The 12,003-nt window shown below is 72.6% G+C and carries 7 protein-coding genes and 1 pseudogene; 1 reads left to right on the plus strand and 7 read right to left on the minus strand.

The genetic code is table 11. The annotated features are described in order from the left end of the window. From EGM46_RS13925 to EGM46_RS13945, 5 genes are all read right to left on the minus strand, one after another. A partial coding sequence (locus EGM46_RS13925; protein ID WP_431194091.1) for a DUF7059 domain-containing protein occupies positions 1 to 235 on the minus strand: 235 nt, incomplete at its 3' end. A 104-nt stretch (positions 236 to 339) separates the two neighbouring features. Continuing rightward, complete coding sequence (locus EGM46_RS13930; protein ID WP_125100732.1) at positions 340 to 984, minus strand: NAD(P)-dependent oxidoreductase; 645 nt, start codon at positions 982 to 984, stop codon at positions 340 to 342. 104 nt (positions 985 to 1,088) lie between these two features. After that, positions 1,089 to 2,567 (minus strand): glutamate synthase subunit beta, encoded by a 1,479-nt coding sequence (locus tag EGM46_RS13935; RefSeq protein ID WP_125100733.1) that lies wholly within the window; start codon positions 2,565 to 2,567, stop codon positions 1,089 to 1,091. Then, entirely contained in the window at positions 2,560 to 7,224 is a 4,665-nt protein-coding gene (gltB, locus tag EGM46_RS13940; protein WP_125100734.1) for a glutamate synthase large subunit, read from the minus strand. Before gltB ends, EGM46_RS13935 begins: the two co-directional genes overlap by 8 nt. Before the next feature lie 328 nt (positions 7,225 to 7,552). After that, positions 7,553 to 8,314 (minus strand): SDR family oxidoreductase, encoded by a 762-nt coding sequence (locus EGM46_RS13945; RefSeq protein ID WP_125100735.1) that lies wholly within the window; start codon positions 8,312 to 8,314, stop codon positions 7,553 to 7,555. A gap of 158 nt (positions 8,315 to 8,472) precedes the next feature. On the opposite strand from EGM46_RS13945, the gene EGM46_RS15060 reads away from it, so the two are divergent. Continuing rightward, positions 8,473 to 8,826: an RNA polymerase-binding protein RbpA gene (locus tag EGM46_RS15060; protein WP_241156364.1), complete on the plus strand. Its 354-nt coding sequence runs from the start codon at positions 8,473 to 8,475 to the stop codon at positions 8,824 to 8,826. A gap of 222 nt (positions 8,827 to 9,048) precedes the next feature. Here EGM46_RS15060 and lnt read toward each other — a convergent pair. Together lnt and EGM46_RS13955 are read right to left on the minus strand one after the other, a co-directional pair. Beyond that, positions 9,049 to 10,482: pseudogene (lnt, locus tag EGM46_RS13950) on the minus strand (apolipoprotein N-acyltransferase); the annotation flags it as partial. Then, positions 10,479 to 12,003: helicase-related protein (locus EGM46_RS13955; RefSeq protein WP_346773395.1), on the minus strand; the 1,525-nt coding region annotated here is incomplete at its 5' end. The gene EGM46_RS13955 and the pseudogene lnt, both read right to left, overlap by 4 nt.

The following is a 12,003-nucleotide window of genomic DNA, read 5'->3' on the forward strand; positions in this document are numbered from 1 at the left end:
CGGGCAGCGCGGCGTCGAGCTCGGCGGCCGGAACCGCCACCCCGAGCAGGAACACGCGCGCGAGCGTTGCCACGGCGCTCGGCTCGCGTGCCGCGAGCGCGCGGAGCGCCGGGGTGAAGACGCCGCGCTGGCGCGCTCTGTCGGCGAGCTCCCCGAGCAGCGCGGTCACCGGGGCTGCGCGGAAGTCGGCCGCGGTGAGGTCGGCGCGGAGGCGGGCGAGCAGAGCAGATTCCATCCCTCTAGGGTAGGGCCAGCCCGCATCCCCCACACATCAGAGCGAGTCTGATCCGGATAGGAACGCCAATCTGGATCAGACTCGCCTGAAGTTCCCGCGCGTCCCTAGTACGCGACGGTGAAGCGCGCGCGGCGGTGCGCCGGCGCCTCGATCTCGTCGACCACGGCGACACCGAAGTCCGCGCCGGAGATAGCGGACTCCCCCGCGGCGTCGGTGAGCAGCACGTCGCCGCCCACCCGGTACTCGCCCGTGTACTCGCCGGCGGCCCACGGCCCGAACGAGCCGGCCGGGCTGACGTAGAACCAGTCGAGCGACTCGGGCGTGGCGCGCAGGTCGTCGAGCACGCCGGCCATCTCGCTGGCCTCCGGCTTGATCTCGTCGGGGAAGTCCGCCCCGTTCATCACGAGGTCACCGCCCTCGTGCTGCCGCAGCGATCCTGCGCCGCCCACCACGCCGATGCGCACGCCGGCGGCGTCGGCCTCCGCGGCGAGTTGTGCAATCGCCGGGCGCAGCGCGCCGGCCATGTCGCCGCGCGCGGCGGCGGCAACCACCACGACGTCCGCCCCGGCGAGGATGCGCGCGCGGTCCGCCGCGTCGAGCAGCGAGCCCGTCGTGTACTTCACCCCGGCGAGCTGCGTGGCCACCTCACCGCGGCTGACGCTCGTCACCTCGAGGTCGCGCACCGCCGCTGCCTCCGCAATGTGGGCGCCGGCGTAGCCGCTGCCCCCGATCACCGTCACTCTGGTCATGCCACTGTCCTTTCGTCGTTGCCGGTCGCGAAGCTCACGGCCTCCCCCGAGAAAACCGGGGTGGCGCTCACCCTATTCCCCGCGTCCATGCACGCGTCGGAATATCAGGCGATCGGCCGCTCGTGCGCGCCGACCGGGCTGGGCAGCACCGTGTCGCCGGTGAGGAAGCGGTCGACGGCGGCGGCGGCGGCGCGGCCCTCGGCGATCGCCCACACGATGAGCGACTGGCCGCGGCCGGCGTCGCCGGCGACGAACACGCCGGGCACGTCGGTGGCGTAGTCGCTCGTGCGCGCGAAGCCGCCGCGCGCGTCGCGCTGCAGCTCGAACGCCGGGTCGACGACGTCCTCCGGCCCCGTGAAGCCCATCGCGATGAGCACGAGGTCGGCCGGGATGACGTGCTCGGTGCCGGGGATCGGCTCGCGCCCGCGCTCGGTGAATCCGGTCTCGGCGACCCGGAGCGCGCGCACCGCGGGAGCGTCAGCCGCCTCGGCGCCGTCACCGGCAACGGCGGCAAGGAACTCGACCGTCGAGGCGAGGTAGCGCCGCTCGCCGCCCTCCTCGTGCGAGCTGCTCACCTCGAACAGCGTCGGGTGCGTCGGCCAGGGCTGCGCGTCGCTGCGCGTCTCCCCCGGCCGCCGGCCGATCGCGAGGCTCGTCACCGATCGCGCGCCCTGCCGGTGCGCCGTGCCGACGCAGTCGGCGCCGGTGTCGCCGCCGCCGATGACGACGACGTGCTTGCCTGCCGCGTCGAACGGGCTCGCGTCGAGCACGCCAGCCTGCACGCGGTTCGCCGCGCTCAGGAAGGTCATCGCCGGGATCACGCCGGCGAGCTCGCGCCCGGGGATCGGCAGATCGCGCGGCAGGGTGGCCCCCGTCGCGACCACCACGGCGTCGAAGCGGCGGCGCAGTTCGCCCCAGCTCATGTCGCGCCCGATCTCGATCCCGCAGCGGAAGCGCGTCCCCTCGGCCTTCAGCTGCTCGATGCGCCGCGTGACGAGCGCCTTCTCGAGCTTGAAGTCGGGGATGCCGATGCTGAGCAGGCCGCCTGGCACCTCGTCGCGCTCGTACACGGCGACCGTGTGCCCGGCGCGCGTGAGCTGCTGCGCGGCGGCGAGCCCGGCCGGGCCGGAGCCGACGACCGCGACCGTCTTGCCGGTGAGCCGCGCGGGCGGCTGCGGCTGCACCCAGCCGTTCGCGAACGCCTCGTCGATGATGCTGTTCTCGATCTGCTTGATCGTGACGGCCGGCTGGTTGATGCCGAGCACGCACGCCGACTCGCACGGGGCCGGGCACGCGCGCCCGGTGAACTCGGGGAAGTTGTTCGTCGCGTGGAGCCGCTCGATGGCTTCACGCCCGCGCTCGCGGTGCACGAGGTCGTTCCACTCGGGGATCAGGTTCCCGAGCGGGCAGCCCTGGTGGCAGAACGCGACGCCGCAGTCCATGCAGCGCGACGCCTGCCGCGCAACGAGCGTCGGGTCGGCGGGATCGACGACCTCGCGCCAGTCGCGCAGTCGGATCGCGACCGGTCGTTTCGCGGTGAGCTCGCGCTCACGCACCTGCAGGAATCCGTGCGGATCAGCCATGGCTCGCCTCCAAAATCTCGTTCCACATACGCTCGTCGTCTGGCTCGGCACCGCCGGCGCTCACGCGCTCGCGAATCTCGAGCACGCGTGCGTAGCCGCGCGGGATCACCCGCGTGAATCGCGCGAGCACGGCGTCCGGCTCTGCCGCGAGGGCGGCGAGGAGCTCGCCGGCGCGCGCCGAGCCGGTCGCCGCGAGGTGCCCGCGAAGCAGCTCCTCGATCTGGGATCGGAGCGCCGCGCGGTCGCGCGCGCTCGCCAGCTCGGCGTCGCCCGGCCCCCCGGTGCCGCCGAGCCGCTGCAGCAGCAGCGCGCCGGACGCGAGCTCCGCCGCGTTCACGTGCGCGGGATCGAGGTCGAGCACCACGGCCTCGCCGCCGGACATGCCGGCGCCGAGGTTGCGCCCCGTCGGGCCGAGGATCAGCGCGAAGCCGCCCGTGAAGTACTCGAGCGCGTGGTCGCCGGTCCCCTCGACCACCGCCGTCGCGCCGGAGCCGCGGACGAGGAATCGTTCGCCGACCACGCCGGCGATCCAGAGCGAGCCGCTCGTCGCGCCGTAGCCGATCACGTTGCCCGCGATGACGTTGCCGGTGCCGGCGGTGCCAGACTCACCGGCAACCCCGCGATCCCGCGCAGCGTCGATGCTCGCACGCGGCGCGCGGATCGCGATCTCACCGCCGGAGAGCCCCTTGCCGACGTAGTCGTTGGCATCGCCCGTGAGCGTGAGGGAGATGCCGCGTGGCAGGAACGCGCCGAGCGACTGCCCTGCCGAGCCGGTGAGCGCGAGCGCGATCGTGCCAGGCGCGAGGCCGGCTGCGCCGTGGCGCTTCGTCACCTCGTGGCCGAGGCGGGTGCCAACGGCGCGATCCACGTTGCGGATGGCGCGCGTGAGCGTCAGCGGCCCGTCGCCGTCGAGCGCGGCCGCGGCCTCGGCGATGACCGACACGTCGAAGTGCGCGTCGAGCTCGTGCTCCTGCGCCCGCCCGTGCGTGCGCGGCGCGGCCTCATCGAACTGCGGCCCGCGCAGCACAGGGCTGAGGTCGAGCCCCGACGCCTTCCAGTGCGCGATCGCCTCGTCGACGTCGAGCGCTGCGGTGTCGCCAACCGCCTCGGCGAGCGTGCGGTAGCCGAGCTCCGCGAGGATCTCGCGCACCTCCTCGGCGATGAAGCGGAAGAAGTTGATGACGTGCTCGGCCTGACCGGTGAAGCGCTCGCGCAGCTCCGGGTTCTGGGTCGCGACGCCGACGGGGCAGGTGTCGAGGTGGCAGACGCGCATCATGATGCAGCCGGACACCACGAGCGGGGCGGTGGCGAAGCCGAACTCCTCCGCGCCGAGCAGCGCGGCGATCACGACGTCGCGGCCCGTCTTCAGCTGGCCGTCGGCCTGCAGCACCACGCGCTCGCGCAGCCCGTTGAGCATGAGCGTCTGCTGGGCCTCGGCGAGGCCGAGCTCCCACGGCGAGCCGGCGTGCTTCAGCGAGTTCATGGGGCTCGCACCGGTGCCGCCGTCGTGGCCGGAGATGAGGATCACGTCGGAGAGCGCCTTCGCGACGCCGGCGGCGACGGGGCCGATCCCGCTCTGCGCCACGAGCTTCGTGCTGATGCGCGCCTCGGGGTTCGCGCGCTTCAGATCGAAGATCAGCTGCTTCAGGTCCTCGATCGAGTAGATGTCGTGGTGCGGCGGCGGGGAGATCAGCCCGACGCCAGGCGTCGAGTGCCGCGTCCGCGCGATCCACGGGTACATCTTGCCTGGCGGCAGCTGTCCACCCTCGCCTGGCTTCGCGCCCTGCGCGAGCTTGATCTGGATCTCGTCGGCGTGCGTGAGGTACATGCTCGTCACGCCGAAGCGCCCGGACGCGACCTGCTTGATCGCGCTGCGACGCTCGGGATCGAGGAGCCGCTCCTCGCTCTCGCCGCCCTCGCCGGTGTTCGATTTGCCGCCGAGCCGGTTCATCGCGATCGCGAGCGTCTCGTGCGCCTCCGGCGAGATCGAGCCGTAGCTCATCGCCCCGGTGGCGAATCGGCGCACGATCTCGGAGACCGGCTCCACCTCGCCGAGCGGCACGGGCGGCCGCTGCGGCGCGAAGCGGAAGAGCCCACGCAGGGTCATGAGCCGCTCGGCCTGCGTGTTCACCCGCGCCGTGTACTCGGCGAAGATCTCGCGGCGCCCCGTGCGGGTGGCGTGCTGCAGCTTGTAGATCGTCTGCGGATCGAAGAGGTGCGGCTCCTCGCCGCGCCGCCACCGGTACTCGCCGCCCGTGTCGAGGCGCTGGTGCGCGAGCGGCGCCGTGTCGTCGGGGTACGCCGCGCGGTGACGCGCGGCGACCTCGGCCGCGAGCACGTCGAGCCCCACACCGCCGAGCCGGGTCGCGGTGCCGGTGAAGAAGCGGTCGACGAGCTGCTGCGAGAGGCCGAGCGCCTCGAAGGTCTGCGCGCCGCAGTAGGAGGCGACGGTCGAGATGCCCATCTTGCTCATCACCTTGAGCATGCCCTTGCCGAGCGCCGTGATGAAGCGCGCGATCGCCTCGGTCTCCGTGATCCCCGTGATGGAGCCGTCGCGCACGAGCAGCCCGACGGTCTCCATGGCGAGGTAGGGGTTCACGGCCGCTGCGCCGTAGCCGATGAGCGTGGCGACGTGGTGCACCTCGCGCACATCGCCGGACTCCGCGATGAGCGCGACGCGCATGCGCTGCCCCTCACGGATCAGGTGGTGGTGCACCGCCGACACCGCGAGCAGCGACGGCACGGGCGCGAGATCCTTGTTCGAGTCGCGGTCGGAGATGATGAGAAACTCTGCGCCCGCCTCGATCGCGGCGCTCGCCTCCCAGCACATCGCCTCGAGCCGGTCGGCGAGGCCGCGCGCCTCGAAGTCGACGGGGTACAGCCCGCGGATCGTCACCGCGCGCTCGCGCTCGGGATCGTCGCCGAAGTGCTGGATCCGCGCGAGCGCGTCGTTGTCGATCACCGGGAAGTCGAGCACCACCTGGCGCGCGTGCCCCGCCGACTGGGTGAGCAGGTTCTCCTGCGGGCCCATGCCGGCGCGGAGGCTCGTCACGAGCTCCTCGCGCAGCGCGTCGAGCGGCGGGTTCGTGACCTGCGCGAACTGCTGCACGAAGTAGTCGTGGAGGTGGCGCGGGCGCTCCGAGAGGGCGGCGATCGGCGTGTCGGTGCCCATCGCGGCGAGCGGCTCGATGCCGTCGCGCGCCATGGGGGTGAGCACGAGCCGCAGCTCCTCCTCCGTGTACCCGAACGTCCGCTGCCTGCGCGTGATCGAGGCCGGCGGGTGGACGAGGTGCTCGCGCTCGGGCTGCTCCGAGAGCCGGATCCGGCCCTCGTCGAGCCAGGCGCCCCAGGGTGCGCTCGCCGCGAGTTCGGCCTTCACCTCGGTGTCCTCGCGGATCTGCCCCGTCTCGAGGGTGACGGCCAGCATGCGCCCCGGGCGGAGGCGGCCGCGGTGCGCCACGCGCTCCGGTGGCACATCGAGCACGCCGGTCTCGCTCGCGATGACGAGGAGGCCGTCGGTGGTGACGAGCGTGCGCCCCGGGCGGAGGCCGTTGCGGTCGAGGAGGGCGACCACCTCGGTGCCGTCGGTCGCGATCATCGCGGCCGGGCCATCCCACGGCTCCATGAGCAGCGAGTGGTATTCGAGGAAGTCGACGAGCTCCGGCGCGAGCCCGGTCTCGGACTCCCAGGCCTCCGGCACCATCATCGCGAGCGCGTGCGGCAGGGAGCGCCCGGCCATGACGAGGAGTTCGAGCACCTCGTCGAAGCTCGCCGAGTCGCTGCCGCCCGGAGAGCAGATGGGCAGCAGCTGCCGCACGTCGCCGAGCAGCTCGCTCTCGAGCTGCGCCTCACGCGCGCGCATCCAGTTGCGGTTGCCGCGCACGGTGTTGATCTCGCCGTTGTGGGCGACGAGCCGGAGGGGCTGCGCGAGGTGCCACGAGGGGAACGTGTTCGTCGAGTACCGCGAGTGGACGATCGCGAAGCGCGACGAGAAGCGCTCGTCACTGAGCTCGGGGTAGAACGCCGGCAGCTGCAGCGTGGTCACCATGCCCTTGTAGACGATCGTGCGCGCCGAGAGCGATGGCAGGTAGCAGCCGGTCTCGTGCTGGATCCGCTTGCGCGTGCGGAACGCGCGGCGCTCCAGCAGCATCGTGTCGAGCGCGGCTCCCCCTGCCGGGGCGAGCACGAGCTGCTCGATGGTCGGCGCAGCTGCCCGCGCGGACGCGCCGAGCGCCTCGGGGTGCACGGCGACCGGCCGCCAGGCGAGCACGGCGAGCCCCTCCTCCGCGGCGATGGCCCCGATCCGGAACTTCACCGCCTGGCGCTCGGTGGAGGTCTGCGGCAGGAACGCGAGGCCCGTGGCGTAGCCCCCCGGCTCCGGCAGCGAGAGCTCGGGGTGCGCGGCGGCGAGCTCCCCCCGGAGGAAGTCGTGCGGGATCTCGCTCAGGATCCCGGCGCCGTCGCCGGTGCCAGCGTCAGAGCCGACCGCGCCGCGGTGCTCGAGGTTCTCGAGTGCTTCGAGTGCGAGGGTGATGATCTCGTGGCGCGGGGCTCCGGTGAGCGAAATCACGGAGGCGAGGCCGCAGGCATCGCGCTCGTTCGCTGGGTCGTACAGGCCCGCCGCGGGGGGCACACCGGTGCCGGGAAGTGCGCTCATCTGAGACCTTTCGTTCGACGGGTTCTCGAATCTAGCACCACTTTCTTCGGCAAAATGACCACCGACACGCAGCTTCTTTTGCCCATTCGGCAGAACTTGCATATTTGCCGCACATCGTGCGGCCAGATGTTACGGGAACCGCACAGCGCGAGCGCCTGTAACACGCCTGAAACACAATCGTTTCCCCGGCGAAATCGCGGGTGTCGGAAACGCACAAACGCCGGAGTTCGATAGTCACAACACCGCACAGTGGTGTTCCAACTATCGAACTCCGGCGTGAATGCGGACGGGACTCTGCCCGCCCATTCCCGTCAGATCAGGATCGCGATCAGCCGCCGAAGCTCGCCGTGTCGCCGACGAGTCGGGTGTGGTCAGCCGGCACGGGCTCGACCGCAGCGAGCGCCACCTCGGCGGCGAACTCGGCGACGTTGTAGAGGCGGCCGGCCTGCTCGCGGCGCTCCTCGATGGCGCCGGGGTTCAGGCGGTTCAGCAGGGTCGCGGTGACCGTGCCCTCGATCATGTCGCCCGATACGACGACGAACTCGATGCCGCGCTCGGCGAGCGCCGGGATGCGCTCGCGCAGCGCGTCCTCACCGGCGCGCTTCGACTGCGCGACCGGCTCGTACTCCGGCATGGTCGGCGTGGTGCGGATGAAGTGCGCCTGGTGGCTCGTCACGAAGACGACGCGGCCGCCCTCGGACATGAGGGGCAGCGCGGCGTCGAGCACGGCGAGCTGCGCGTCGCGGTTGAGCAGCAGCGCGTAGTCCTCCGCCATGCCGCTCTCCATGCCGCCGGACGCGTTGAGGACGAGGATGTCGAGACCGCCGAACTCCTCCTTGACCGCCGCCATCATGCCGGCGAGCGACGCAGCGTCGGTGAGGTCGGCGCCCTGCACGAGCGCGCGCACACCGAGCTCGCGGAGCTCCGCGGCGAGCTTCTCGGCGCGCGGCGCCTTGTTGCGGAAGTTCACCACAACGTCGGCGCCAGCCTCGGCGAAGTACCGAATCGTGTCGGCACCCACACCGCGGGACGATCCGGTGACGAGTGCGCGGCGACCGGACAGGCTGCCCGGCTCAAGAATCTGGGTCACAAGTGCTCCTCATATCGACGAAGTGAACTCCTCAAGGGTAGTGGAGGAGCTCCTCATCTGCTGGCATGGGGTTCCCGGCGACGCCCCAAGCGAGTAGGCTGCGAAACACAGCAGGGGTGCGAGTCGAGGGCGTGCCCCGCATGCGAGGAGGTCCACCAATGGCCGATCGAACACTTCGCGGCACGCGAATTGGCGCAACAAGCCTGCAGGGCGAGGAGGGCGTCGAGCTCTCCCCGCGCCGCCCCGTCGAGTACCTCACCGATCGCGGCAACCGCTTTACGGTGCTCTTCGACGCCGACGCCGAGCCGCCGGCCGAGTGGACCGATCAGCGCAGCGGCGAGCTGGGCTTCCTCGACGACGAGGCCGGCCGCACCGCGCGCGCAGAGTTCGAGGAGAAGGAGTCCTCGCAGCGCACGCCCTGGGACATGCTGATCGAGCGCCGCTCGCGCGAGGAGCTTGAGGAGCTGCTCGAGGAGCGGCTTCAGCTCCTCCGGGCCCGCCGCGGCTCGTAGCCAGCCCAGCTCCCGAGCACCAGGCCGGCGCCGCCGAGCAGGATCCAGCCGCCGGCGATCAGCGCGNCCAGCCCAGCTCCCGAGCACCAGGCCGGCGCCGCCGAGCAGGATCCAGCCGCCGGCGATCAGCGCGCCCCAGCGCAGCGCCGGGGTCTCCCCCGTGACGAGGGGCACCTCGGCGACGAGCGCACCAGCGGTGTGCGGCACGAGCGCGTCGAGGTCGCTCCCGTCTGGCGCGACGACCGCGCTCGTGCCCACCGTTGAGATGTTCACGAGCGCGCGGCCCGTCTCGATGGCGCGCAGCCGCGCGATCGCGAGCTGCTGCGCGCTCTCGTCGGTGCGCCCGAAGTCGGCGTTGTTCGTCGGCGCGAGGATCACCTCAGCGCCCCCGCGCACCAGGCTCTCGGCGTGCGCATCGAACGTGATGTCGAAGCAGATCGCCAGCCCCACACGAACCGCGCGCGAGGCGGTCTCAATATCGAACGCGGCCGGGCGCTGCCCGAACGCGTACTCCAGCTGCACGAGGTCGACGAGATCCGGCGCGAGCGCGTGGAAGAAGTCGCGGTTCGGCATGTACTCCGCGAACGGGACGGGGAAGCGCTTGTCGTAGCGCTGCCCGGCTGCGCCGTCCGGGCCCCACACGATCGCGCTGTTCGTGTACGTGCCATCGGGATCCTGCAGCACCGAGCCGGCGACGATGGGGGCGCCTGCGCGCTTCGCGAGCTTCGCGACCTCCATGCCGCGCAGCGGCGTGCCGGGCAGATTGAACTCCGCGCTGTTCTCCGGCCACACGATCAGATCAACGGACTCGCCGGCAGCCTCGAGCTCATCAAGCACGCGCTCGGTCGCGGTCACGTGATCGCGGTACACGTCGCCGGACTCGCGATCGTCGAAGATCCCGGACTTCGAGTTGCCCTGCACCCCCGCGACGCGGAGCGTGCCAGTCTCGGCGAGCGGGGCTGCCGGCAGCACCGCGAGGCCGAGCAGCACCGCGGCGGCCGCACCCACCGAGAGCCAACGGACGCCGCGCCGCCTGGGACGCGCTTCGGCGATCCCGCGCGGCAGGAAGAGCGCGGCGACCACGAGCGCTGCGGCGACGACGAGCGCCCCGCTCAGGCCGGCGAAGCCGAGCCAGGACACGGACTCGGCGAACACCCCGCTCGCCTGCGTGTGCGCGACGCGACCCCACGCGAAGCCGCCGTACGGCCACACGCCCTGCACGCCCTCGCGCGCGACCCACAGCCCGGTGACGGTGAGCGCCTGCGCCGCGAGCAGGGCGCCGGCCCGCGCACGCAGCCACGGCAGCCGCGCGAGACCGGCCGTTGCGGCCCCGGCTGCCGCACCGAGCAGTGCGAACCACGCCGTCATCACCGCGCTCAGCCCGGCCCACGGCACCGGGCCGAGGTACAGCGTCAGCCACGAGATGTGCGGGCCCCAGAACGCGAACCCGGCCACCGCGCCGAGGAGCGCTCCGCGCCACGCGCCCTGCTGCCACACGGCGCCGAGGACGAGGGCCACCGCAGGCAGCGCCAGCGGCCACCAGCCCAGCCCCTGGCCGGCAGCGTCGAGCAGCAGCCCGCCGGCCGCAGCGGCGACGAGGCCGACCCAGATCGGCAGCCTGCGGTGCGCTGGCCGCGCGTCGTCTCCACCGCTCATGACGTGCTCGACGCCTCAACGATGCCGCGGCGCACCCCGCGCTTCGCCTCGCGCGCGAGCTTCGCGAGCTCACCGAGCCGATCCTCGTCGAGCCCAACGCGCACGGCGGTCTCGCAGGCCTGCGCCACCTGGTCGAGCAGGTCGATCGTCTGCTTCGCCCAGCGCACGAAGTCGCCGGCGCCGATCCCGCTCTCCTCGAGGACGCGCTCGATCGGGCGCCCGGACGCCCACGCGTGCATGGTCCCGGCGAGGCCGGCGTGCGGCATCTCGCTGCGCGGCAGGCGGAGCCGCTCGGCGAGGTCGTCGAGCTCCACCCAGGTGTCGAGCACTCGATCGAGCGCCGCCGAGAAGGCCGCGCCGCCCGGCAGCCGCGGCGAGCCCTCGTCGTCGCGGCGCGGCTCGTAGCTCAGCACGCAGCACATCGCGGCGAGGCCGGCCGCGTCGAGGCCGCGGAACGCGTCGGAGCGCAGGCACTCGGCGACGAGCAGGTCGCGATCGCCGTAGATGCGGCGCAGCAGCTCGCCGGGGAGCGTCACCTGCGGCTCGCCGGCGACGCGCTCGAGGTAGCCGAGGTTGAGCAAGAGCTCCACCACCCGATCGAAGGTGCGCGCGATCGTGCCGGTGCGCGCCGCGACCTGGCGCCTACCGCGCTCGATCTTGCGGCGGAGCTTTCTGGCGCGATCCTCCCAGCGCTGCTTGTCGGAGCCGCGCGCACGCTGCACCGCGGCGTCGTAGCCGGCGAGCGAGTCCTGCGCGGCGCGCAGCTCGCGCGCCTGCTCGACGACCGCGCGGTCCGCCTGGAACTGCGCGAACGAGAGCTCGAGCATCTCGCGCACCTGCTCCTCGGACATGCGCTGCAGCAGGTTCACCGCCATATTCGGGGTGGGGCGGAAGCTCGACTTCACGGGGAACGAGCGCGCACCGGCGAGGTGGGCGAGCTCCTCAAGCTCGACGCTGTCGCTCCACACGACCACCGCGTGGCCCTCGACGTCGATGCCGCGCCGGCCTGCGCGGCCGGTGAGCTGCGTGTACTCGCCCGAGGTGAGGGGCACGCGCTGCTCCCCGTTGAACTTGTCGAGCCGCTCGATCGCGACGGCGCGCGCCGGCATGTTGATGCCGAGCGCGAGCGTCTCCGTGGCGAACACGATCTTCAGGAGGCGCCGCTGGAACAGCTGCTCCACGACGGCCTTGAACGCAGGCAGGAGGCCGGCGTGGTGCGCCGCGACCCCGCGCTCGAGCCCCGCGAGCCACTCGCGGACGCCGAGCACCTTGCGCTCCTCCTCGCTCATGTCGCGTACCTCGGCGCGCGCGATCCGCCGGATCTCCTCGCGCTCCTCGCGCGTGGTGAGCGTGATCCCCTCAAACAGGCACTGCCGCACCGCCTGGTCGCAGCCGTTGCGGCTGAAGATGAACACGATCGCAGGCAGCAGCTCGGTCTCGTCGAGCGCGCGCACGATGTCGGAGCGCGACACGCGCCGCGTGCGGCGCTGCGGGGCGCGGCCGCGCGCGCGATCCCGCCCG

This window comes from Leucobacter chromiireducens, from assembly GCF_003917135.1.
In the GTDB taxonomy this organism is placed as follows: Bacteria; Actinomycetota; Actinomycetes; order Actinomycetales; family Microbacteriaceae; genus Leucobacter; species Leucobacter chromiireducens_A.